The sequence below is a fragment of the Erwinia piriflorinigrans CFBP 5888 genome, assembly GCF_001050515.1.
Lineage (GTDB): Bacteria > Pseudomonadota > Gammaproteobacteria > Enterobacterales > Enterobacteriaceae > Erwinia > Erwinia piriflorinigrans.
The window spans coordinates 170,851-195,689 of sequence record NZ_CAHS01000014.1; the positions used below are offsets into that span (position 1 = coordinate 170,851).

19 protein-coding genes are annotated in these 24,839 nt (G+C 53.1%); 17 read left to right on the forward strand and 2 right to left on the reverse strand.

Annotation, left to right across the window (positions count from 1 at the left end; all coding sequences use genetic code 11):
- Nucleotides 1-64 precede the first annotated feature (64 nt).
- The 10 genes from aroA to EPIR_RS06960 all read left to right on the forward strand — a co-directional run bounded on the left by aroA (nt 65) and on the right by EPIR_RS06960 (nt 11,813).
- On the forward strand, nt 65-1,351 hold the full coding sequence (gene aroA / locus EPIR_RS06915) for a 3-phosphoshikimate 1-carboxyvinyltransferase (RefSeq protein WP_023654616.1): 1,287 nt from the start codon (nt 65-67) through the stop codon (nt 1,349-1,351).
- Nucleotides 1,352-1,495: 144 nt separating this feature from the next.
- Entirely contained in the window at nt 1,496-2,179 is a 684-nt protein-coding gene (gene cmk / locus EPIR_RS06920; protein ID WP_023654617.1) for a (d)CMP kinase, read from the forward strand.
- Between the two features lie 153 nt (nt 2,180-2,332).
- The gene (gene rpsA, locus EPIR_RS06925; protein WP_012668556.1) at nt 2,333-4,006 is read left to right on the forward strand and encodes a 30S ribosomal protein S1; all 1,674 of its coding nucleotides are present in this window, start codon (nt 2,333-2,335) and stop codon (nt 4,004-4,006) included.
- Nucleotides 4,007-4,087: 81 nt separating this feature from the next.
- Complete coding sequence (ihfB, locus tag EPIR_RS06930) at nt 4,088-4,375, forward strand: integration host factor subunit beta (RefSeq protein WP_012441858.1); 288 nt, start codon at nt 4,088-4,090, stop codon at nt 4,373-4,375.
- Nucleotides 4,376-4,574: 199 nt separating this feature from the next.
- Nucleotides 4,575-6,839 (forward strand): ComEC family protein, encoded by a 2,265-nt coding sequence (locus EPIR_RS06935; RefSeq protein ID WP_023654618.1) that lies wholly within the window; start codon nt 4,575-4,577, stop codon nt 6,837-6,839.
- 36 nt (nt 6,840-6,875) lie between these two features.
- The gene (gene msbA / locus EPIR_RS06940) at nt 6,876-8,624 is read left to right on the forward strand and encodes a lipid A ABC transporter ATP-binding protein/permease MsbA (RefSeq protein ID WP_023654619.1); all 1,749 of its coding nucleotides are present in this window, start codon (nt 6,876-6,878) and stop codon (nt 8,622-8,624) included.
- A complete protein-coding gene (lpxK, locus tag EPIR_RS06945) occupies nt 8,621-9,601 on the forward strand; it encodes a tetraacyldisaccharide 4'-kinase (protein WP_023654620.1) in 981 nt (326 codons plus the stop codon). Before msbA ends, lpxK begins: the two co-directional genes overlap by 4 nt.
- A 276-nt stretch (nt 9,602-9,877) precedes the next feature.
- Entirely contained in the window at nt 9,878-10,060 is a 183-nt protein-coding gene (locus tag EPIR_RS06950; RefSeq protein ID WP_023654621.1) for a Trm112 family protein, read from the forward strand.
- Nucleotides 10,057-10,803 (forward strand): 3-deoxy-manno-octulosonate cytidylyltransferase, encoded by a 747-nt coding sequence (gene kdsB, locus EPIR_RS06955; protein WP_023654622.1) that lies wholly within the window; start codon nt 10,057-10,059, stop codon nt 10,801-10,803. The genes EPIR_RS06950 and kdsB overlap by 4 nt, the downstream gene beginning before the upstream one ends.
- A gap of 116 nt (nt 10,804-10,919) precedes the next feature.
- Nucleotides 10,920-11,813: a YcbJ family phosphotransferase gene (locus tag EPIR_RS06960; protein WP_023654623.1), complete on the forward strand. Its 894-nt coding sequence runs from the start codon at nt 10,920-10,922 to the stop codon at nt 11,811-11,813.
- Here EPIR_RS06960 and elyC read toward each other — a convergent pair.
- A complete protein-coding gene (gene elyC, locus EPIR_RS06965) occupies nt 11,796-12,578 on the reverse strand; it encodes an envelope biogenesis factor ElyC (RefSeq protein WP_023654624.1) in 783 nt (260 codons plus the stop codon). The two genes, EPIR_RS06960 and elyC, sit on opposite strands and share 18 nt — an antisense overlap.
- A gap of 127 nt (nt 12,579-12,705) precedes the next feature.
- Between elyC and cmoM the strand changes: the two genes are divergently transcribed.
- The 7 genes from cmoM to EPIR_RS07000 all read left to right on the forward strand — a co-directional run bounded on the left by cmoM (nt 12,706) and on the right by EPIR_RS07000 (nt 23,374).
- Nucleotides 12,706-13,494, forward strand: coding sequence for a tRNA uridine 5-oxyacetic acid(34) methyltransferase CmoM (gene cmoM / locus EPIR_RS06970; protein ID WP_048697172.1), 789 nt, complete (start codon nt 12,706-12,708; stop codon nt 13,492-13,494).
- The gene (gene mukF, locus EPIR_RS06975) at nt 13,487-14,809 is read left to right on the forward strand and encodes a chromosome partition protein MukF (protein WP_023654625.1); all 1,323 of its coding nucleotides are present in this window, start codon (nt 13,487-13,489) and stop codon (nt 14,807-14,809) included. The genes cmoM and mukF overlap by 8 nt, the downstream gene beginning before the upstream one ends.
- Entirely contained in the window at nt 14,790-15,515 is a 726-nt protein-coding gene (mukE, locus tag EPIR_RS06980) for a chromosome partition protein MukE (protein WP_023654626.1), read from the forward strand. Before mukF ends, mukE begins: the two co-directional genes overlap by 20 nt.
- Nucleotides 15,516-19,964, forward strand: coding sequence for a chromosome partition protein MukB (gene mukB / locus EPIR_RS06985; protein WP_023654627.1), 4,449 nt, complete (start codon nt 15,516-15,518; stop codon nt 19,962-19,964).
- Nucleotides 19,965-20,137: 173 nt separating this feature from the next.
- Nucleotides 20,138-21,976, forward strand: a complete 1,839-nt coding sequence (gene ldtD, locus EPIR_RS06990) for a L,D-transpeptidase (protein WP_023654628.1) — start codon at nt 20,138-20,140, stop codon at nt 21,974-21,976.
- 176 nt (nt 21,977-22,152) lie between these two features.
- Nucleotides 22,153-22,701 carry a peptidoglycan L,D-endopeptidase MepK gene (mepK, locus tag EPIR_RS06995; protein ID WP_023654629.1) on the forward strand — a complete coding sequence of 183 codons (549 nt, stop codon included), beginning with the start codon at nt 22,153-22,155 and terminating at the stop codon, nt 22,699-22,701.
- A gap of 43 nt (nt 22,702-22,744) precedes the next feature.
- Nucleotides 22,745-23,374: an MBL fold metallo-hydrolase gene (locus tag EPIR_RS07000; RefSeq protein WP_023654630.1), complete on the forward strand. Its 630-nt coding sequence runs from the start codon at nt 22,745-22,747 to the stop codon at nt 23,372-23,374.
- Between the two features lie 89 nt (nt 23,375-23,463).
- On the opposite strand, the gene EPIR_RS07005 is transcribed toward EPIR_RS07000, so the two are convergent.
- A complete protein-coding gene (locus tag EPIR_RS07005) occupies nt 23,464-24,654 on the reverse strand; it encodes an amino acid aminotransferase (protein WP_023654631.1) in 1,191 nt (396 codons plus the stop codon).
- Nucleotides 24,655-24,839: the final 185 nt, after the last annotated feature.

The following is a 24,839-nucleotide window of genomic DNA, read 5'->3' on the forward strand; positions in this document are numbered from 1 at the left end:
TATAATCTGAAACCTCGCCTCACGGCGGGGTTTTATTGCAATTATTTTGGAGAGTACGTTTCACATGCAGGATTCCCTGACGTTACAACCTATCGCCCTGGTCGACGGCACCGTTAACCTTCCTGGCTCCAAGAGCGTATCTAACCGTGCTTTACTGCTGGCTGCGCTGGCAAAGGGAACGACCCGTCTGACCAACCTGCTCGACAGTGATGATGTGCGTCATATGCTGGATGCGTTGAAGGCGATCGGCGTAAAGTATTCGCTGTCTGCCGACCGCACCCGTTGTGAGATAGTGGGTCAGGGTGGGCCACTACAGGCAAAAGAGCCGCTTGAGCTTTTCCTTGGTAATGCGGGTACCGCAATGCGCCCGCTTGCGGCAGCATTGTGTATTGGCAACGGCGATGTTGTTCTTACCGGTGAGCCGCGAATGAAAGAGCGTCCAATAGGACATCTGGTTGATGCCTTACGCCAGGGCGGGGCTGACGTCGAGTATCTGGAACAGGAAAATTATCCGCCACTGCATGTTAAAGGCGGGTTCAGCGGTGGGGAAGTCGTGGTAGACGGTAGTGTCTCCAGCCAGTTTTTGACCGCGTTGTTGATGGCAGCACCGCTGGCAGTCAATGATACCCGGATCGTGATCAAAGGCGATCTGGTTTCTAAACCCTATATTGATATCACTCTCAAGCTGATGGCAACTTTCGGCGTGGTAGTGGAAAATAACGATTACCATACCTTCCACGTCCGTGGGCAGCAGCAGTATCAGGCGACGCGTGAGTATTTGGTAGAAGGTGATGCTTCTTCTGCTTCTTACTTCCTGGCAGCAGCAGCGATCAAAGGTGGTACGGTCAAAGTCACTGGTATTGGTCGTAACAGCATGCAGGGCGATATTCGTTTTGCCGATGTGCTGGAAAAAATGGGTGCCAGTGTGGAATGGGGCGATGATTACATTGCCTGCACGCGTGGTGACCTTAACGCAGTCGATTTGGATATGAATCATATTCCTGATGCTGCCATGACCATTGCCACTACGGCGTTGTTCGCAAAAGGCACCACGGTGATGCGTAATATTTATAACTGGCGTGTTAAGGAGACCGATCGTCTGGCGGCGATGGCAACTGAGTTACGCAAAGTGGGGGCAGAAGTTGAAGAGGGGCATGATTACATTCGTATTACGCCTCCAGAGAAAATCGCATTCGCGGAAATCGGTACTTACAACGATCATCGCATGGCAATGTGCTTCTCGTTGGTGGCGCTCTCTTCCAGCCCGGTGACTATCCTCGACCCAAAATGTACTGCCAAAACGTTCCCTGATTATTTCGAACAACTGGCCCGTCTTAGCCGACTGGCATAGCAAAACGTTGCCATGTGCTGGCCGCGTGCTGAATGCCTTGGTGCGTGGTCGCTGCGGTTGCAGGTTAGGTTATGAAAGGTATAATGCGCGTCGATATTTCCCTGAGCATCTGCTGCTTGGGCATTCCACCGAAAGGAGAACGACATGACGGCTACAGCTCCCGTGATCACTATTGATGGCCCGAGTGGTGCAGGCAAAGGGACATTGTGTAAAGCAATGGCTGAAGCATTGCAGTGGCACCTGTTGGATTCCGGCGCAATTTATCGAGTACTGGCTTTAGCCGCGCTGCATCACCAGGTGGATATCAGCTCTGAAGAGGCGCTGGTGCCGATTGCCGCTCATCTTGACGTACGTTTTGTTTCTCACAACGGTGAGATAGAGGTGATTCTGGAGGGTGAGGACGTTTCTACAGAGATTCGTACCCAGGATGTTAGTAACACAGCATCTCGTGTCGCCGCGTTTCCCCGTGTGCGCGAAGCACTATTGCGCCGCCAGCGTGGTTTCCGTGAATTGCCGGGGCTGATTGCTGATGGACGCGATATGGGAACGGTGGTATTTCCCGATGCTCCGGTCAAAATCTTCCTTGATGCCAGTTCTGAAGAGCGTGCCAGCCGACGCATGCTGCAGTTGCAGGAGAAAGGCTTTAGTGTTAACTTTGAGCGCCTTTTATCTGAGATAAAAGAGCGAGATGACCGCGATCGCAATCGCGCCATTGCACCATTGGTGCCTGCAGCTGATGCCTTAGTGCTTGATTCGACTACCATGTCGATTGAGCAGGTGATTGAAATTGCGCTAAACTATGCGCGTGAAAAACTCGCTTTGGCGTAATTTTCGGCTATGCTTATTTCTATTGTGATAAGCAACAGTTCGCCGAATGATTTATCTAACCCTGTGATATGGACGTCATGGGGCATGTGAAACAACCCCACCCGTCAGGATGTCAGGTGGACGTTAAATTGAAGAATCCTGAAGATTATCAATATGACTGAATCTTTTGCTCAACTATTTGAAGAATCCCTAAAAACAATCGAAACCCGCCCGGGTTCCATCGTTCGTGGCGTTGTTGTCTCTATCGACAAAGACGTCGTTCTGGTTGATGCGGGTCTGAAATCTGAGTCTGCAATTCCTGCAGAGCAGTTCAAGAACGCAGCCGGCGAACTGGAAATTCAGGTTGGTGACGAAGTTGACGTTGCCCTGGATGCAGTAGAAGACGGCTTCGGTGAAACCCTGCTGTCCCGTGAGAAAGCTAAACGTCATGAAGCTTGGATCACGCTGGAGAAAGCTTACGAAGACGCTGAAACTGTTACCGGTGTTATCAACGGCAAGGTTAAAGGCGGCTTCACAGTTGAGCTGAACGGCATCCGTGCGTTCCTGCCAGGTTCACTGGTAGACGTGCGTCCAGTGCGTGACACGCTGCACCTGGAAGGCAAAGAGCTTGAGTTCAAAGTCATCAAGCTGGATCAGAAACGCAACAACGTCGTTGTTTCACGTCGTGCGGTAATCGAATCCGAGAACAGCGCAGAGCGCGATCAGCTGCTGGAAAATCTCCAGGAAGGCATGGAAGTTAAAGGTATCGTTAAGAACCTCACTGACTACGGTGCATTCGTTGATCTGGGCGGCGTTGATGGCCTGCTGCACATCACTGACATGGCTTGGAAACGCGTTAAGCATCCAAGCGAAATCGTCAATGTTGGCGACGAAATCACTGTTAAAGTGCTGAAGTTCGATCGCGAGCGTACCCGTGTTTCTCTGGGTCTGAAGCAGCTGGGTGAAGATCCATGGGTTGCTATCGCTAAACGTTACCCAGAAGGCACCAAGCTGACTGGTCGTGTGACCAACCTGACTGATTACGGCTGCTTCGTTGAAATCGAAGAAGGCGTGGAAGGCCTGGTACACGTTTCAGAAATGGACTGGACCAACAAAAACATCCACCCATCTAAAGTTGTTAACGTGGGCGATGTTGTAGAAGTAATGGTTCTGGACATCGACGAAGAACGTCGTCGTATCTCCCTGGGTCTGAAGCAGTGCAAATCTAACCCATGGCAGCAGTTTGCAGAAACCCACAACAAGGGCGACCGTGTTGAAGGTAAAATCAAGTCAATCACTGACTTCGGTATCTTCATCGGCCTTGACGGCGGCATCGACGGCCTGGTTCACCTGTCTGACATCTCCTGGAACGCTACCGGAGAAGAAGCAGTTCGTGAATACAAGAAAGGCGACGAAATCGCAGCTGTGGTTCTGCAGGTTGACGCAGAGCGCGAACGTATCTCTCTGGGCGTTAAACAGCTGGCAGAAGATCCGTTCAACAACTACATCTCTCTGAACAAGAAAGGTGCAATTGTTAACGGTAAAGTCACTGCAGTTGATGCCAAAGGTGCTACAGTTGAATTAGCTGATGGCGTTGAAGGCTACCTGCGTGCTTCTGAAGCATCGCTGGATCGTGTAGAAGACGCAACTCTGGTTCTGAATGTTGGTGATGATGTTGAAGCCAAATTCACCGGTGTTGACCGTAAAAACCGCGTTGTCAGCCTGTCTGTTCGTGCTAAAGACCAGGCAGACGAGAAAGAAGCCATCAACACTGTTAACACCAAACAGGAAGAAGGCAACTTCTCTAGCGCTATGGCTGAAGCATTCAAAGCAGCTAAAGGCGAGTAATTGCTTAGGGGCAGCGTAAGCTGCCCTGTTACCGTCGTTAACTGTCATAACTATTCCTGTCAGGGATTAACCGGAGGTTTTATGACCAAGTCAGAACTGATTGAAAGGCTTGCTGGCCAGCAATCTCATATTCCGGCGAAAGTCGTTGAGGATGCGGTAAAAGAGATGCTGGAACATATGGCAACGACGTTGTCAGAGGGTGAACGCATCGAAATCCGGGGATTTGGCAGCTTCTCATTGCACTATCGTGCACCTCGTACTGGTCGTAACCCGAAAACGGGTGACAAAGTAGAGTTGGAAGGTAAATACGTTCCACACTTTAAGCCAGGAAAAGAGTTGCGCGATCGCGCCAATATTTACGGCGGCTGATAAGCAATTTATCGATAAAACGACACTAAGGTGTCGTTTTTTTTGCTTTAAATAAATGTTGTATTTTTTGTCGCAGAAATCTGGTGACTTGCTGTAACCGCGCAAACTCTCTGCGCGCTGCTATCCACATCTACTCTTCTCTGGCTGCTTGCTACCCGAAGATACGGCACACTTAACCTGTCTTGAACAGGGAGAGCGTATGCCACTGACGGTTAATCATATTGCGTGGAGCGTTATTATCGCAACGCTGCCGCTCAACTTTTTGTCTCATCTACCGGGGTCTGGCATGACGCTTGTCATCCTGTTGCTCTCTCTTACTCTGGCACTGTGCCCGGGGAAGCTGACAAAATTTCTGGCGCTAACGATAGTTATGTTTGTTTGGGCGATGACAGCGGGGCAGTCTGCGCTGAAGCAAATTAATGAGTTATCCCGCACGCCGATCGAAGCTGAAGTGCAGATTGAAAGTATACAGCCGGACGGCGACAGGTTAAAAATACGCCTGTTGAGCTATCGGGACAAATTAGTGTTCCCACCCGTTTATGCCAACGTAAAGTTAAAGTCACAGGGTATCGCGTTCTGCACCGGCCAGCGATGGTTGATGCAACTGATGCTCAGGCCGGTGCATGCGCAGCTAAATGAAGGGGGATTCGATCGCCAACGTTTTGCCCTCGCGACCCATACGCCGCTAACCGGCAGAGTGAAAAGCGCTAAGATTATCGCGGCAGAATGTAGCTGGCGTGGCCGCCTGATTGAATCAGGTAAAAAAAGTTATGCCCATCTGCCGTGGCAGGGACTAATCTCCGCGCTGGCCTTTGGTGAAAGGGACGACGTCAGCAAGAATATTAACCAGCTATTACGTGAAACCGGTACAGCGCATCTTATGGCCATTTCAGGGATGCATATCGCCCTTGCAGCCAGCTTCGGATGGCTGCTAATGCGCGGCATGCAGTTTACTTTTCCCGTCAGATATATCGGTTATCGGTTACCGCTGTTTTGCAGTCTTTTAGTGGCTTTGATCTACAGCTGGCTTTCAGGTGGAAATGCACCAGCAATGCGCGCCATGCTGGCTTTACTTGTGTGGAGCATCCTGCGGTTGCGTGGCATTTACTGTCAGTCTTGGCAGATATGGAGCCTTTGTATTGCCCTGATCCTTTTTTTTGACCCGCTTAGCCTGCTCTCAGACAGCTTGTGGCTGTCGGCTATGGCTGTGGCTGCCCTGCTGCTTTGGTATCACACTTTTCCACTACCCGTGCGTTTCTTGCGGCGGTGGTACTGGTTACCGCTACGTTTACTACACCTTCAGTTGGGAATGCTGCTGCTGCTGATGCCTTTGCAGGCACTGTTGTTTCATGGTATCAGCCTGAGTGCGCTGGTGGCTAATCTATGGGCGGTTCCGCTAGTTTCATTGGTCACCGTGCCGCTGATTTTGGTGGCATTAGTTTGCAATGCGCTTCCCTGGATTTCTGCCCCACTGTGGTATGGCGTCGATCGGTCTCTGGCACTGGTGTTTATGCCCTTGCAACACTTGCCACATGGCTGGTTGCCTGTGGATCAGGCACTAAGCGTCGCCAGCTTGTTGTGTTGGTTGATTTTAGTCTGTCTGCGCTTCGGCTGGTGGCGGACTTCAACAGCCAGCATCGCGAGCACGGCATTGCTGTTATGCAGCTGGCGTTCATTATGGCCCGAGCCGGAATGGCGTGTAGATATGCTGGACGTAGGGCACGGGCTGGCGGTGGCGATCTCTCGTAACGGCGAGGCTACGCTGTATGATACCGGCAATCGCTGGCCCGGTGGCGATGCAGCCCGTAGCCACATCCTGCCCTGGCTTGCCTGGCAGGGGCTACGCGTGAGTCACATTATTATCAGCCATGCTCATCTCGATCATATCGGCGGGCTGGCCAGTATGCAGGCCACATTCCCCCAAGCCAGCGTGCGGAGCGCGCTGGCCAAACCGGGTCATCTTTCCTGCCGTAAGGGAGATAACTGGCGTTGGCAAGGCTTAGGGTTTCACGTGCTCTGGCCTCCAATAGAAGCAAAAGGTGAAGGTAATGACCAATCATGTGTGGTCTTAGTCACGGATGGAAAATGGCGGGTACTGTTAACAGGGGATATTGAAGCGCCAGCTGAAAAGAAACTGGTCGCGGAACGGCGGGACGATCTGCATGTCGATCTGCTCCAGGCGCCACATCATGGCAGCCGAACCTCCTCCACCGGGCCTTTTCTGCGCGCCGTCTCTGCAAGTGCAGCAATGGCTTCTGCTGCACGCTACAGCGCCTGGCGTTTGCCCGCGACACAGATTATTCGCCGCTACGGTGAAAATGGCGTCAAATGGCGTGACACCGCGCTTTCCGGCCAGTTGAGCGCGCGCTTTTATGCGCATCGATGGCAACTTATTGGGCTAAGAGAACAAATAATGAACCGTTGGTATCATCAGTGGTTTGGCGTACCCAGGGATTCCGGCTAGAATAAGCGGCTATTTTCAACTAAAGCTGGTTAAACAATGCATCTGGATAAAGATCTCTCCACCTGGCAGACATTCCGTCGTCTCTGGCCCATGATTGTGCCATACAAGACGGGGTTGATTGTGGCCGCAGTCGCACTGATCCTCAATGCGGCGGGCGATACACTTATGCTGTCATTGCTGAAGCCTTTACTTGATGATGGTTTTGGTAAAGCTGATAACTCGGTGCTGCTGTGGATGCCGCTTGCTGTTATCGGCCTGATGTTGATACGTGGTATCACCAGTTACGCTTCCAGCTACTGTATTTCATGGGTGTCGGGCAACGTGGTGATGAAGATGCGCCGTAGCCTCTTCAGCCATATGATGGGCATGCCTGTTGCCTTCTTTGACCAGCAGTCCACCGGGACACTGCTGTCGCGTATTACTTATGATTCGGAGCAGGTCGCCTCCTCTTCGTCCAGCGCGTTAGTCACGGTCGTACGTGAAGGTGCTTCAATCATCGGCCTGTTTATACTGATGTTTTACTATAGCTGGCAGCTGTCTTTAATTCTGATTGTTTTGGCTCCGGTGGTCTCTTTTGCTATTCGCACCGTATCCAAGCGTTTCCGTAATATCAGTAAAAATATGCAGAATACGATGGGGCAGGTGACCACCAGCGCAGAGCAGATGCTGAAAGGGCATAAAGAAGTGCTGATTTTTGGTGGTCAAAGCATTGAGAGTGAGCGCTTTAACCGCGTCAGCAACCGCATGCGTCAGCAGGGAATGAAGCTGGTTTCTGCGTCTTCAATTTCCGATCCCATCATTCAGCTGATCGCTTCACTGGCGCTGGCATTTGTGTTGTTTGCCGCCAGTTTCCCGAGCGTGATGAATACGCTAACAGCCGGTACGATCACCGTGGTGTTTTCATCAATGATCGCGTTGATGCGTCCGTTAAAATCTCTGACTAACGTCAATGCTCAGTTCCAGCGTGGAATGGCAGCCTGCCAAACGCTGTTCTCCATCCTCGACAGTGAGCAGGAAGTGGATACGGGTAAACGCAATGTTGAGCGTGCAAAGGGCGATATCGAATTCCGCGATGTCACTTTTAGCTATCCGGGGCGCGATATGCCCGCGCTCAAAAATATCAATCTGGCGATCCCGGCGGGAAAAACTGTGGCACTGGTCGGACGTTCTGGTTCCGGCAAGTCAACTATGGCCAGCCTGCTGACGCGCTTTTACGATATCCAGCACGGTAACATTCTGATGGACGGACACGACCTGCGTGAATACACGCTTGCCTCATTGCGTAATCAGGTGGCGTTGGTATCGCAAAATGTCCATCTGTTCAACGATACCGTGGCGAATAACATCGCCTACGCCCGTCATGAGCAATACAGTCGTCAAGATATCGAAAAGGCTGCGACGATGGCGCATGCCATGGACTTTATCAGCAAGATGGATGAGGGCCTGGATACGATGATTGGTGAAAATGGCGTGTTGCTCTCCGGCGGTCAGCGCCAGCGCATTGCCATCGCCCGCGCATTGTTAAGAGACTGCCCGATTTTAATCCTCGATGAGGCCACCTCCGCGCTGGACACCGAATCTGAACGTGCCATCCAGTCTGCGTTGGATGAACTGCAAAAGAACCGTACTTCACTGGTGATTGCGCACCGTCTTTCTACCATTGAGAAAGCGGATGAGATCATTGTGGTAGAAGATGGTCAGATTGTGGAGCGCGGTACACATGAAGATCTTCTGGCAGAGCGTGGTGCATATGCGCAGTTGCATAAGATGCAATTTGGCCAATGATTGAACGAATCTGGAGTGGGCGTAGTTCACTCTATTTGCTGCTGCTTCCCTTTAGCCTTCTCTACGGGCTGATAAGCAATGTTATGCGCCTCAGTTATTTCTGGGGTTGGCGTAAGGCGTGGCGCGCGCCCGTTCCGGTGGTAGTGGTAGGTAACCTTACCGCAGGGGGCAATGGCAAAACCCCGGTAGTTATTTGGCTGGTGCAAGCGTTGCAGCAACGTGGGTTACGCGTTGGCGTTGTGTCGCGCGGCTACGGCGGCAAGGCAGAGCATTATCCGCTGGTGCTGGGGCCGCAAACGACCACTGATGAAGCTGGTGATGAACCTGTACTGATTTATCAGCGCACCGGCGCAACGGTGGCCGTTGCGCCGGTGCGGCGTCAGGCGGTTGAAGCGGTGCTGTGCAGCGCGGCAGTCGATATCATCATTACCGATGATGGATTGCAGCATTATGCGCTGGCGCGTGATATTGAGATCGTAGTGATTGACGGTGAACGGCGTTTTGGTAACGGCTGGTGGCTCCCGGCAGGGCCAATGCGTGAACGCGCTTCCCGCCTGCACAGTGTGACGGCAATAGTCACCAATGGTGGTAAAGCCTTGCCCGGTGAAATGGGCATGCAGCTAAAGCCGGGTTTGGCCGTGAACCTGAAATCCGGCGAGCGGCGGCCCGCTGCTGAACTGGATAATATAGTGGCAATGGCGGGTATTGGCCATCCGCCACGCTTTTTTAATACTCTGCGGCAGCTGGGAGTGATCCCGATCAAGCAGGTCGCTTTTGCTGACCATCAGTACTACAGCACCGATAGCCTGAATTCACTCACCTCAACGGGTCAAACGCTGCTAATGACCGAAAAAGATGCCGTAAAAGCCAGCTCTTTTGCTGCTGATAACTGGTGGTATTTGCCGGTAGATGCCTCTCTGCCCGCAGCAGAGGCTGAGGTGCTGCTAACCACGATCACTGCATTATCAGCAGGTTAACATCAGCCGCCCCCCATAACGATTTTCTGATGCCATTTCTGGCTGGGCCGGTTCCAGCCAGAAATCGCGCGATACCACGTTTATCTGCTGGTTATGCCGCCAGTTGGCAAAATAAGTCTGCCAGCGTTGTCAAAAGTCGTCAGGTCGAGCCACACGATGGCCGGCTCGTCTGCCTGTAAATTTCGAGCAGCCTGGGTAACTTCCGGTACGACAGCTATGATATTCTGACGCGATTAACCTACCGGCTTATATTAGCGGGCCCCTTACGGAGGAATTATGGATCATCGTCTGCTTGAAATCGTCGCTTGCCCGGTATGTCACGGCAAGCTCTATTACAACAAAGAACAGCAGGAACTTATTTGTAAACCTGACGGTCTGGCTTACCCGGTGCGGGATGGTATTCCCGTGTTGCTGGAAGTCGAGGCGCGTGCGCTGACGCTGGAAGAGAGCCATCCATGAGTTTTGTTGCCATTATTCCTGCCCGTTTTGCTTCTACCCGTCTGCCGGGGAAACCGCTGGTGGATATACACGGTAAGCCGATGGTGGTTCACGTTATGGAGCGGGCGCTTGAATCAGGTGCCGAGCGAGTGATTGTGGCAACCGACCATATTGACGTGGCGCGCGCGGTTGAAGCAGCCGGAGGCGAGGTCTGCATGACTCGTGCCGATCATCAGTCGGGTACAGAACGTCTGGCAGAAGTGATCGATCACTATCAATTTCCCGATGATAAGGTGATTGTTAACGTCCAGGGTGATGAGCCGATGATCCCTCCGGTGATTATCCAACAGGTAGCAAAAAACCTCGCTCAGCGTAGCGTAGGGATGGCCACTTTGGCAGTGCCTGTAGACTCTGTGGAAGAAGCGTTCAACCCCAACGCCGTGAAAGTGGTGCGTGATGCACAGGGTAATGCGCTTTACTTTTCCCGGGCGACCATCCCGTGGGATCGTGAGCGTTTTGCCACTTCTCAGGACAGTATTGGCGACCACTTCCTGCGTCATATTGGCATCTACGGCTATCGCGCCGGTTTCATTCGCCGCTATGTGCGCTGGGAAGCCAGCCCGCTCGAACAGATTGAGCTGCTGGAACAGTTACGCGTGCTGTGGTACGGCGAAAAGATCCATGTTGATGTGGCGCAAGCTATTCCCAGTGCGGGTGTGGATACGGCTGAAGATCTGTTGCGTGTACGCGCAGCCATGAAATAAATTTTTTTGCGGAGCCGTTGCGGCGGCCCGTAACGCCTCTCGTGAACCTGCTTCACCCTGGCGCAAATGCTCCTTCGCCGCGCCATCATATCGCTTTTTGCCAGTGAGGAAGGAAGATGGAACAGCTGCGCTCTGAACTTGCGTTGGTGCTGGGTGAGCCTGTCAGTCGGGTTGAATGCATTAGCCAGCAGCCTTATGCCAGCCTGTATACCCTGTATGACGGCAGCGGCCAGCCACTGCCGCTAGTGGCCAGGTATTTCAGAGTGCAGGGTGCCGCAGGACAGGAAGCGCACAAGCTGTCGATATTGGCGCGTGAAGGGAAAGTGCGCGTCCCGATAGTGCATGGTCTGGTTATCAGCCAGCAGATGCCACGGCATGAAGTTTTACTGATCGAGCGAATAAGCGGTTTTCCGCTTGAGATGCCAATGCGCGCCCCAGACCGCTGGCGGCAGCTGCGTGAGCAAATAGTGGTTGGGCTGCTCTCATGGCATCGCATCGATAGCCGGGGCCTGGTCGGCAACGTCGACAGCACCCAGCAAAACAGCTGGCCCGCCTGGTACGCGCAACGTATAGAGGTGTTATGGGCCAGCCTGAACTATATGCGCCCGACCAGCCTCGGCATGGAAGATTGGCAGATATTATTCCGCAGCCGCGCTCGTCTGGCCTCACTGTTTGTGGGCTTTGACGATCCCTGCGTGTTGATACACGGAAATCTCACGCTGAACAACATGCTTAGAGAAGCCAGGAGCGATCGTTTGCTGGCAATGATTAATCCTGGTCCGGTTCAGTGGGCTCCGCGTGAATTTGAACTCTATTCACTGTGTGAAACCGGGATAGGGGATGAAGTGATTGGTGAATACTTGCAATCTGCGCCGGTAGCAGAAGGATTTGTTGCACGCCGCTGGCTTTATATTATCTGGGAAGAAGTGGCGCGCCTGATCCACTGCGCGCAGTTCGATCACGCACGTTTCAGGCTCGCCACGCGTTCACTGCTACCGTGGCTTACCTGATGGCTCATTAAGCTGTTTCAGCCACTGCCACAAACGCCCGATATTCTCATACACGGCGCGTTCACTGTGACCGAGCCAGAATGAGGATGGCAACACACGTTCCCAGAGATTAAGTGGTGAAGCAATAGCCAACTGATTGGCAGGCGCAGGCCAGGGCTGCAATCCTTCGTGCTGGAAATAAAGCATGGCCCGGGGCAGATGATTGGCGGAAGTGACCAGCGCGAATGGACGGTTAGCGACAATTTTTGCGATTTCGTGTGCTTCCTGTTCCGTATCGCGGGGGCGGTCAAGAATGACAATGGCACTGGCGGGGATGCCGAGGGATTGTGCCGTATTGGCAGTGACTGCGGCAGAGCTTAACGGATTGCCCTGGGCTTTACCCCCGGTAAAAATCAGTTTTGCTCCAGGATTGTCGTGCCAGATACGGATACCCTCAGCCAGGCGTGGCAGGCTGTTATTGAGCATATTGGAGCTGGGCGCCCATTGCGGGTTCCAGGTATAGCCGCCGCCAAGCACCACGATATAATCCAGTGGATGCTGATTGTGCCAGGTTGGGTAGCGATTTTCCAACGGAGCTAACAGTCTGTCGGCAACCGGTTGCAGGCTAATAAGCAGTAAAATCAGCCAGGCGACGGAGATTAGCGTTCTGGCGCTTTTCTGCCAGCGACTGAACCAGAGCAGGAAAAGTCCCAGTCCCATGATTAACAGTAGGATGGGTAGCGGAAGCAGCAGGCCACCAATGATTTTTTTTAGGGTAAAAAACATGAAGCTGACCTCTTTTTGTCCGAAAAAACATCACCCAGGCGTAAAGCTGCGACTGGAAGGTTCATTATTTGCCAGTGTATGCCAAAATACCCTGCTGAATCACGCCCTGAAAGCCGGAGCTGCTTGCATGCAGGATCGCAATTTTGATGATATCGCCGAAAAATTCTCGCAGAACATTTATGGCACCACTAAAGGGCGTATTCGCCAGGCGATCCTCTGGCAGGATCTGGATGCGCTGTTAAGCACGTATCCGGCCGGGCCGCTGTCGGTACTTGATGCCGGAGGCGGCGAGGGGCAAACCGGGTGCGGTATTGCCGCGCGTGGGCATCAGGTACTTTTGTGCGATGTTTCACAAGAAATGTTGGCGCGTGCTCAGCGTCTTGCACAACAGCAAGGCGTGAGTGCTAACATGCAGTTCAAACAAACTGGCGCTCAGCATATCAACCAGCATTTGGCTAACCCGGTCGATCTGGTATTGTTTCATGCGGTGCTGGAATGGATCGTGGAACCGCAGCAGGCACTCGCCGCGTTGTATCAGGCGCTTAAACCCGGCGGCGTACTGTCCCTGATGTTTTACAACCTGAATGGTCTGCTGATGCAAACGATGGTATTGGGCAATTTCGGCTATTTGCAGGCGGGGCTGAACAAACGTAAAAAGAAAACGCTGTCTCCCGACTACCCACGCGATCCGCAGCAGGTTTATGCCTGGCTGGAAGCGTGCGGATTCGTGATTGAAAATAAAACCGGCATTCGGGTTTTCCACGACTATCTGCGCGATAAAACCAAACAAAGTGACCGATTTGATGAGGTACTGGCCCTGGAGAAGCAGTATTGCCGCCAGGAGCCATTTTTAAGTTTAGGGCGTTACATCCACGTTACCGCGCGGAAACCCATAAGGCAGACGAACTATGAGTGATTTTTCCCAGACAGTACCTGAACTGGTGGCCTGGGCGCGAAAAAATGATTTTTCCGTCTCGTTGCCGACCGAGCGTCTGGCTTTTTTGCTGGCGATCGCCACCCTCAACGGTGAGCGTATGGATGGGGAAATGAGTGAAGGCGAACTGATTGATGCATTTCGCCACGTCAGCGAAGGATTTGAGCAAACCAGCGAAACGATAGTGGTACGTGCTAACAATGCTATCAATGACATGGTGCGTCAGCGCCTGTTGAATCGCTTTACCAGTGAACACTCTGAAGGGCATGCCATCTATCGCCTGACGCCGCTCGGCATTGGCATTACCGACTATTATATTCGCCAGCGTGAGTTTTCCACCCTGCGTTTGTCAATGCAGCTGTCGATCGTCGCCAGTGAGCTGAAGCGCGCAGCAGATGCTGCCGATGAAGATGGCGATGAGTTCCACTGGCATCGCAACGTTTTCGCACCGTTAAAATATTCGGTGGCGGAGATCTTCGACAGTATTGATATCACCCAGCGCATTATGGATGAGCAACAACAGGCGGTAAAAGACGATATCGCACAGCTTTTGAATAAAGACTGGCGCGCCGCCATCTCCAGCTGCGAACTGCTACTGAACGAAACCTCCGGCACGCTGCGTGAATTGCAGGATACGTTGGAAGCCGCGGGCGATAAACTTCAGGCCAACCTGCTTCGCATTCAGGATGCAACGATGAGCAGCCCGGATCTCGGCTTTGTCGATAAGCTGGTCTTTGACCTGCAAAACAAGCTCGACCGCATTATCAGTTGGGGCCAACAGGCGATGGATCTGTGGATTGGCTACGACCGTCATGTGCATAAATTTATTCGTACCGCCATCGATATGGATAAGAACCGCGTTTTTGCCCAGCGACTGCGCCTGTCGGTGCAAAACTACTTCGACATGCCGTGGGCACTCACCCACGCGAACGCCGAGCGCCTTTACGATATGCGTGATGAAGATCTGGTGTTGCGCAATGAAGAGGTGACGGGTGAACTGCCTTCCGAGCTGGAATATGAAGAGTTCAATGAAATTCGCGAACAGCTGGCGGCGATGATTGAAGAAGCGCTGGCTGACTATAAAGCGCAGAAAAAGCCGTTAGATCTCGGCGCGGTGATGCGCGATTACCTGACACAATATCCGCGCATTCGTCATTTTGACGTGGCGCGTATTGTTGTCGATCAGGCCGTACGCTTAGGCGTGGCCGAAGCAGATTTCTCCGGCCTGGCTGCTCAGTGGCAGGCTATTAATGATTACGGAGCCAAGGTGCAGGCACATGTCATCGACAAATATTGAACAAGTGATGCCGGTCAGACTGGCACAGGCCCTGGCCAGCCCGATTTTTCCGGCCCTGGATAGCCAGTTGCGTGCCGGGCGTCATATTGGTATTGAAGAGCTGGATAATCACGCATTTCTGATGGATTACCAGGAGTTCCTGGAAGAGTTCTATGCCCGCTACAACGTGGAACTTATCCGTGCGCCCGAAGGGTTCTTTTACCTGCGCCCACGCTCTACCACGCTTATCCCACGTTCGGTGCTTTCCGAACTGGACATGATGGTGGGGAAAATTCTTTGCTATCTCTATCTCAGCCCGGAACGTCTGGCCAATGAAGGGATCTTCAGCCAGCAGGAGCTGCACGATGAGCTGATGTCGCTGGCCGATGAGGGCAAACTGCTGAAGCTGGTTAATCAGCGTTCCACCGGTTCTGACCTTGACCGCCAAAAGTTACAGGAAAAGATGCGCGCGTCATTAAACCGCCTTCGTCGCCTCGGTATGGTGTGGTTTATGGGTAATGACAGCAGCAAATTCCGTATTACCGAATCGGTATTCCGCTTCGGGGCCGATGTGCGCAGCGGTGACGATGCGCGTGATGCGCAGCTGCGGATGATCCGTGATGGTGAAGCGGTGCAGCTTGACGGTGGCCCGGCACTGAGTGATGACGGTGAAGAGGGCGATAATGAAGCGGAAAATAGTGCGCCGGATAGTGCGGAGGAAGAGTAAATGATTGAACGTGGCAAATTTCGCTCACTGACGCTGATTAACTGGAACGGTTTCTTCGCCCGTACTTTTGATCTTGATGAACTGGTGACAACGCTGTCAGGCGGCAACGGTGCCGGTAAATCGACCACTATGGCGGCCTTTGTTACCGCGCTGATCCCTGACCTGACGCTGTTACATTTTCGTAACACCACCGAAGCGGGCGCGACCTCTGGTTCACGCGATAAAGGCCTGCACGGTAAACTGCGTCCCGGCGTGTGTTATGCGGCGCTGGACGTGGTCAACTCACTTCACCAGCGCGTGATTGTCGGCGTACGTTTGCAGCAGATTGCGGGGCGTGACCGTAAAGTGGATATCAAACCGTTCAGTATTCACGGTCTGCCAACGGCGATTAATCCAACCGAGATCCTGACCGAAACGGTCAGTGCTCGTCAGGCGCGCGTGCTGCCGCTTAGCGAGTTGAAAGAGAAGTTTGAAGCGATGGAGAGCGTACAGTTTAAGCAGTACAACTCCATTACGGATTACCACTCGGTCATGTTTGACCTCGGTATTGTGGCGCGCCGCCTGCGCACCGCTGCCGACCGCAGTAAGTACTACCGCCTGATTGAAGCTTCCCTGTACGGCGGTATTTCCAGCGCGATTACTCGCTCGCTGCGTGACTATTTATTGCCGGAAAACAGCGGCGTGCGTAAAGCTTTCCAGGATATGGAATCGGCGCTGCGCGAAAACCGCATGACGCTGGAGGCGATCCGCGTCACCCAATCCGATCGCGATCTGTTTAAACATCTGATCTCAGAAGCCACCAACTATGTGTCGGCTGACTACATGCGTCACGCCAACGAGCGGCGCATCCACCTTGATGGCGCGCTGTTACTGCGCAATGATCTGTTTACCAGCCGCCAGCAGCGCGCCAGCGAACAGTATCGTCATATCGAAATGGCGCGTGAACTCGCAGAACATAATGCGGCCGAAAGCGATCTGGAAACCGATTATCAGGGAGCCAGCGATCATCTGAACCTGGTGCAGACCGCTTTGCGCCAGCAGGAAAAGATTGACCGCTATGATGCCGATCTTGAAGAGCTGACCTTCCGCCTTGAAGAACAAAATGAGGTCGTGGCAGAAGCGCGTGAAGTGCAGGAAGAAAATGAAGCGCGCAGTGAAGCCACCGAGCTGGAGGTTGATGAACTGAAAAGCCAGCTGGCCGATTATCAGCAGGCGCTGGACGTTCAGCAAACCCGCGCTATTCAGTATCAACAGGCGTTACAGGCGTTACAACGTGCTCAGGATATCTGTCAGCTGCGCGATCTTAGCGTCGATAACGCCGAGGAGTGGCAGGAAACTTTCCAGGCGAAAGAGCAGGAAGCGACCGACAAACTCCTGATGTTGGAACAGAAAATGAGCGTGGCGCAGGCCGCGCACAGCCAGTTCGAGCAGGCCTATGAACTGGTGACCCGTATTGCCGGCCCGGTCAGCCGCAGTGACGCATGGCAGGTGGGGCGCGATCTGCTGCGCGATGCCAGCAACCAGCGCTACCATGCTGAACAGCTACAGCCGTTGCGTAGCCGCATTAGCGAGCTGGGACAGCGTGTACGTGAACAACAAGACGCTGAACGTCTGCTGAGCGACTTCTGCAAGCGTTATGGCCAGCAGGTTGATGCCGCCGATCTGGAAAATCTTCAGGCCGAACTTGAGGCGCAGATTGAACTCCTCAATGAAAGCGTAGCGGATGCCGGAGAACGGCGCATGACGTTGCGTCAGGAGCTGGAACAGCTACGCGAACGTGTTGCGCGACTGACGAAGCAGGCACCACAGTGGCTGGCAGCTCAAGAGATCCTCTCCCAGCTGAGTGAACAAACCGGGCAGGCTCTGGAAAACAGCCAGCAGGTGACTGAGTTCATGCAGCAGCTGCTGGAGCGTGAGCGCGAAACAACGGTGGAGCGCGACGACATCGCGGCGCGTAAGCGCGAGATCGAACAGCAGATCGAGCGTCTTAGCCAGCCAGGCGGTTCAGAAGATGCACGTCTGAATCACCTTGCGGAACGTTTTGGCGGCGTGCTGCTATCGGAAATTTATGACGATGTCACCATTGACGATGCGCCATACTTTTCGGCGCTGTATGGCCCGGCACGCCATGCCATCGTGGTTCCTGACCTGTCGCTGATCCGCGAACAGCTTGATGGTCTGGACGACTGCCCGGAAGATCTCTACCTGATAGAAGGCGACCCGCAGTCATTTGATGACAGCGTGTTTAATGTTGAGGAGCTGACCAAAGCGGTGGTCGTCAAGGCGGGTGACCGTCAGTGGCGCTATTCACGCTTCCCTAAAGTTCCGCTCTTTGGCCGAGCGGCGCGTGAAAATCAGCTGGACGTGCTACGTGCCGAGCGTGAAACGCTGGCCGAACGTTTTGCCACCCTGTCATTTGACGTGCAGAAAATTCAACGACTGCATCAGTCGTTCAGCCGCTTTATCGGCAGCCATATCGGCGTTGCTTTTGAACCCGATCCGGAGGCAGCATTACGTCAGCTCAACGGTCGCCGTAATGAAGTTGAGCGAGAGCTGAGCAATCATGAAAGCGAAAATCAGCAGCAGCGCCAGCAGTTTGAACAGGCGAAAGAGGGCGTAGCCCAGCTTAACCGCCTGCTGCCGCGTGTCAGCCTGTTGCTGGATGACACGCTACAGGACCGTCACGAAGAGATTCAGGAGAAACTGGCTGAAGCGCAGGAAGCCGCGCGCTTTGTACAGCAGCACGGCGCATCGCTCGCCAAGCTGGAACCTATCCTGTCCGTTCTGCAAAGCGACCCGGAGCAGCATGAACAGCTAACGCTGGACTATCAGCAGGCGCAGCAGCAGCAGCGCGATGCGCGCCAGCAGGCGTTTTCCCTGACGGAAGTGGTGCAGCGCCGGGCGCACTTTGGTTATATCGATTCGGCGGGCATGCTCAATGGCACCAGCGATCTGAATGAAAAACTGCGCCAGCGCCTGGAACAGGCTGAAAGCGAACGCGCCCGTGCCCGCGAGCAGCTGCGCCAGCATCAATCGCAGCTAACCCAATATTCACAGGTACTGGCCTCATTGAAAAGTTCGTATGATGCCAAGCGCGATATGCTGAAAGAGCTACAGCAGGAGATGCAGGATATTGGCGTGCAGGCTGATGCCAGCGCCGAACAGCGTGCGCGTCTGCGTCGTGATGAACTCTACAGCGCATTAAGCAATAACCGTGCGCGGCGCAATCAGCTGGAAAAACAGCTGACGTTCTGCGAGGCCGAAATAGACGCGCTACAGAAAAAACTCCGTCGTCTTGAACGCGAATACCAGCAGGGGCGTGAACAGGTTGTCAACGCTAAGGCTGGCTGGGTCGCGGTGCTGCGTCTGGTGAAGGATAATGGCGTGGAACGCCGTCTGCACCGCCGCGAACTGGCTTATCTGGGCGGTGACGAGCTGCGCTCTATGTCGGACAAAGCATTGGGAGCGTTGCGTCTGGCGGTAGCGGATAATGAACATCTGCGAGACGTGCTGCGCCTGTCTGAAGATCCAAAACGACCAGAGCGAAAAGTTCAGTTCTATATCGCCGTATACCAGCATCTGCGCGAACGTATTCGTCAGGACATCATTCGTACCGATGATCCGGTTGAAGCGATTGAACAGATGGAAATTGAACTGAATCGTTTGACCGAAGAGCTGACCGCCCGTGAGCAAACGCTGGCTATCAGTTCACGCAGCGTGTCGAATATTATTCGCAAAACGATCCAGCGCGAACAGAACCGCATCCGCCAGCTGAATCAGGGCTTGCAGGCCGTTAGTTTTGGTCAGGTGAAAAGCGTGCGTCTGAATGTTAACGTGCGCGAAGCGCACTCCACATTGCTGGACGTCTTGTCTGAACAGCATGAGCAGCATCAGGATCTGTTTAAAAGTAACCGCCTGACCTTCTCCGAGGCGCTGGCGAAACTGTATCAGCGTCTGAATCCACAGATCGATATGGGGCAGCGTACGCCGCAAACCATCGGCGAAGAGCTGCTAGACTATCGCAACTATCTTGAAATGGAAGTGGAAGTCAGCCGTGGTTCCGACGGCTGGCTTCGTGCGGAAAGTGGTGCACTCTCCACCGGTGAGGCTATCGGTACCGGGATGTCGATCCTGGTGATGGTGGTGCAAAGCTGGGAAGAGGAGTCACGGCGACTACGCGGTAAAGATATCTCGCCGTGTCGTTTGCTGTTCCTTGATGAAGCCGCGCGTCTGGATGCAAAATCGATTGCCACGTTGTTTGAACTCTGCGACCGCCTGGAAATGCAGTTGATTATTGCCGCGCCGGAAAATATCAGTCCGGAAAAAGGCACGACCTATAAACTTGTACGTAAAGTATTCAATAATACTGAACATGTGCATGTGGTCGGCTTGCGCGGTTTTGCCGCAGACCCAAGTTCGGTAACGGGCAGTGCAGATATTGGCGCATAGTATTGGTACAGGAAAAAAATAGTGCTTATCAAGTGGTAAATTGACCAACGGGGCATTACTCTCAATAACGGCATTTGTAACGTAACAGGCGAATGCCGTTTTCTGTTTGTATACTTATAACAACGATTAATCGTTATTTTTATTAATAAGCTGACTGAAACAGGGAGCAGGGAATGTCGCTGCAGAAATCATTATCTATCCATGCGCTTGCGGTGGGTTGTTGCCTGCTTTCCGGGCTAGTCGTTTTACCAGGCGCTGTGGCAGGTACTCCACCCGTTGCCGCCCCGGCGCTGTCAACCATCAGCGTGACGCAAAGTCAGCAGCAGATCATCGCCGCTTTACCTCACGGCATAACGCTATTTTACCTGAAAAATCTTGCTCCACTTTACGCCAACAATCGTATGCAGCTAATGTGGCAGGATCAGCAGGCGGTCAAACAATTCCAGCAACAGCTGGCTGAAGTGGCTCTCTCCGGCGTTCAGCCGCAGTTTTCTCAGTGGGTAAAGGCGCTTACCGATCCCGCTATTACTGGCCTGGCCCGCGATCTGGTACTGTCTGATGCCATGTTAGGTTATCTGCAATTTACCTCCAACGTGCCGAGCAAAGGTGAGTCCTGGCTATACAGCAATGTGCCCTACAGGATGGAAGCACCATCGATAATGGCGATTAATCAGTGGCAGCGTGCGCTGGCGCAGGGCAATATCAACGGCTTTGTGCTTTCACTGGCACCCCAGCATCCGCAGTATCCGCGAATGCACCAGGCGCTGAAAACGCTGTTGGCGGCGGATAGTCGTCCGTGGCCCCGGCTCATCGATAAGCAGACGCTGCGTCCGGGCCAGATCAGTAACGACGTATCGGCCCTGCGCGATATTCTGCAACGTAATGGCATGATGTCGTCAGAAAATGAACCCGCTAAACCTGTGGCGGAGATCGTGGGGGATGTCGATGCCCCACTGGTCCACGATGATGACAATGTGCAGCCGGATTCAGGCACGCAGGCAGGGACTGAAAGTCATCGCGTAGTCAGCCCATCGGCGAGTCTGTCAGGAAATACCGCAACGGCAAATAGCATCAACGGACAGGCGGCGCAGGGTAATGTGGCCAATACGTATACGCCGCAGCTGGTGGAGGCGCTAAAACGTTTTCAACGCTGGCAAGGCCTGGAAGCTGATGGCGCGATCGGCCAGCGTACCCGCGAGTGGTTGAATGCTTCTCCACAGCAGCGTGCCACGCTGCTGGCATTGAACATCCAGCGTTTGCGTCTGCTTCCTGATGACATGCACAACGGTATAATGGTAAACATCCCCAACTATTCGCTGGCTTATTACGTCAATGGTCATGAAATCCTCGCGTCACGGGTGATTGTCGGACGACCGGACCGCAAAACGCCATTGATGCGCAGCGCGTTGAACAATGTGGTGCTTAACCCACCGTGGAACGTTCCTACCTCGCTGATACGCAAGGATATCGTTCCGAAGGTAAAACAGGATCCGACGTACCTTTATAAGCACGGCTACACACTACTTTCAGGCTGGAGCAGTGAAGCGCAAGTGGTTGATCCTTCAATGATAGACTGGAGCATGGTTTCTGCCGCTTCCTTCCCATACCGCATCCGTCAGGCTCCTGGCGCTACCAACTCGCTCGGGCGTTACAAGTTCAATATGCCGAGCTCTGAAGCCATCTATCTGCATGACACGCCAAATCATGGCCTGTTCCAGAAAGATATACGCGCTCTGAGTTCCGGCTGCGTAAGGGTGAATCGCGCTGCCGATTTGGCTAATTTACTGTTGCGGGATGTGGGTTGGAACGACACGCGTATCGCCAGTACGCTGAAAGAGGGCGATACTCGCTTTGTGACTATTCGTCATCGTATCCCGGTCAACCTCTATTATCTGACCGCCTGGGTCGCAGATGATGGTCAACCCCAGTTTCGTACAGATATTTACAATTATGACTACACTGCGCGTTCAGGTATTCAGGTGCTGGCACGGGCTGGTCAATTATTGCGCTAATAGCTGATTAACCAGAAGTTCTTAGCCAAGAAGTATAAGGGCGCATTGGGTCAACAATTGAACCAATGCGTCATTTTCGTTTATAGCGGGTTGACGGATGTTTTCGCGCCCGGTAAGGTTCCAGCCAGCGCAGTAAATGCACAACTCTGAACCTTTTAGCCAGGTAATGCAGCTTTATGGATAAGATCGACTCTCATCGCCGTAAGTGGTTGACTCTGGGCGGAGCCGCCTTGGGTGTCGCACTATTACCGCGCGAGGCTTTTGCCTCGCTCTCTACCGCACGTCCCCGAATACTGACTCTGAATAATCTTCATACCGGTGAAAGTCTCAAAACCGAGTTTTTTAACGGTAAAAGCTACGATAAATCCGAGCTGGCACGCCTTAACCACTTTTTCCGAGATTATCGGGCAAATAAGAGTAAAAGTATCGACCCTCATCTTTTCGATCAGTTGTTCCGTTTGCAAACTCTGCTTAATACCCGTAAACCCGTTCAGCTTATTTCTGGCTACCGTTCGTTGGCAACCAATAATATGCTGCGTGAAAGCGGTGATGGCGTGGCTAAACATAGCTATCACACGCTGGGTCAGGCGATGGATTTCCATATTGAAGGGATTACATTGAGCAATATCCGCAAAGCCGCGCTTTCTCTGCGCTCTGGTGGTGTAGGATACTACCCACGAAGTAACTTTGTGCATATTGATACCGGGCCGGTTCGGCACTGGTAACCTGAAATTCCGGTTGTCTTGTGGCGGCTGGTAACGGAGTATTATGGACTTTCACATCATACCGGTCACTGCGTTCGCACAGAATTGTTCAGTGATTTGGTGCCCTGAAACGGGTGAAGCTGCACTGGTGGATCCTGGCGGGGATGCGCAGAAAATTAAAGATGAAATCGCCGGGCTGGGCGTAACGCTCAAGCAAATTCTCCTGACACACGGTCATCTTGACCATGTGGGAGCGGCGGCAGAGCTGGCTGAGCATTACGGCGTATCGATTATTGGGCCGCATAAGGCAGATAAATTCTGGCTGGACGCTTTACCGCAGCAAAGCCAGATGTTTGGTTTTGACGAGTGCGCACCACTTACCCCGAACCGTTGGCTGGAAGAGGGGGAAAACGTACAGGTTGGTTATACCGTGCTGGAAGTCCTTTTGTGTCCCGGGCATACGCCGGGTCATATTGTATTCTTCGACCGCGAAGGTCGTCTGCTGGTCTCCGGCGATGTGATTTTCAACGGTGGCGTAGGGCGCTCAGACTTTCCACAGGGCAGTCACGATGACCTGATAGCATCCATTCACCACAAGCTGCTGCCGCTGGGTGATGACGTCTCCTTTATTGCAGGCCATGGGCCTATGTCGACGCTGGGACGCGAACGAATCAGCAATCCTTTTCTGCAATAGTCGCGTGTAGAAAAAGAACAAGCCTGCATTTGCAGGCTTGTTTTCGTTTTGAGGCATGAGCGGCCCACCGGTTCGTGCCGCTTATCAGATTACAGCACTGCGACAATCGCTTCACATAGCTGAGCCATATTATCCTCGGTCATTCCCGCCACGTTAACGCGACCGGAGTTTACCGCATAGACGCCAAACTCATCGCGCAGGCGAACCACCTGATCTTTCGTCAGGCCGCTGAACGAAAACATACCGTTTTGCGCAATAATAAAGCTGAAGTCACCCTTTGCCCCTTTCTCTTTCAGCGTTTTGACAAAAAGCTGGCGCATGCACTGAATACGTTCGCGCATGCTGGTTAGCTCCTGCTCCCACTCTGCACGCAGCGTGCTGTTGCTCAGGATAGTACCAACCACGGCGGCACCGTGCGCGGGTGGATTAGAGTAGTTAGCACGGATGGTCGCTTTTACCTGACTGAAGGCAGTATCGGCCACGGCAGCATCGCTGGCAACCAGGGTAAATGCGCCGACACGCTCATTATAAAGGCCAAAGTTTTTCGAGTATGAGCTGCATACGATCAGTTCCTTGTGGCTGGCTGCGAAGATACGCAGGCCTTCAGCATCTTGTTCAAGGCCTCGGGCAAACCCCTGATAGGCAAAGTCAAACAGCGGCAGCCATCCCTTAGCCAGTGACAGTTCTGCCAGCTGCGCCCACTGTTCAGCAGTAGGATCAATGCCGGTCGGGTTATGGCAACAGCCGTGGAACAGGACAATATCACCGGCTTGGGCAGCATTCAGGCTGCCCAGCATCCCATTGAAATCCAGATCGTGGCTGGCAGCATCGTAATAATCGTATTCACAGACTTCCAGCCCGGCGGCAGCAAACACGTTCTGATGATTTGGCCAGCTTGGATTACTCACCCAGACGCGTTTTGCGCTGGTCTGTGTAGCGATAAAGTCGGCTGCAACACGCAGTGCGCCAGTGCCGCCAGGCGTTTGAGCGGTACGCGCACGTCGGCTGTCGATGAGTTTGCTATCGGCACCAAACAGCAGTTCCTGGGTACAACGCGCAAAATCGGCGATCCCGTCAATGCTCAGATAATTTTTTGTTATTTCGTTTTCCAGCAGATACAGCTCGGCTTTTTTTACGCTGGCGAGTACCGGCGTTTTGCCGGTTTCATCTTTGTACACGCCAATACCGAGGTTGATCTTATCCAAACGTTCATCCGCGCGGAATAGATCGGCTAAGCCAAGGATGGGGTCGGCGGGTGCAGCTGCAATACGTTCAAACATAATTGGAGTCCGTTAGCTTAAAATAAAGCGAAGTGTTGGCTCAGGTTACCGCCATAATGGATAAATTACCAACCGTTTGCGTCAAAAAAAGGTCAGGTCTGAAGACCGAATATGAAAAAAATTTCGGGTGGCAGTAACCAAAATCTTAAAATGCAAGCCAATAAAAAACGGGGCCGAAGCCCCGT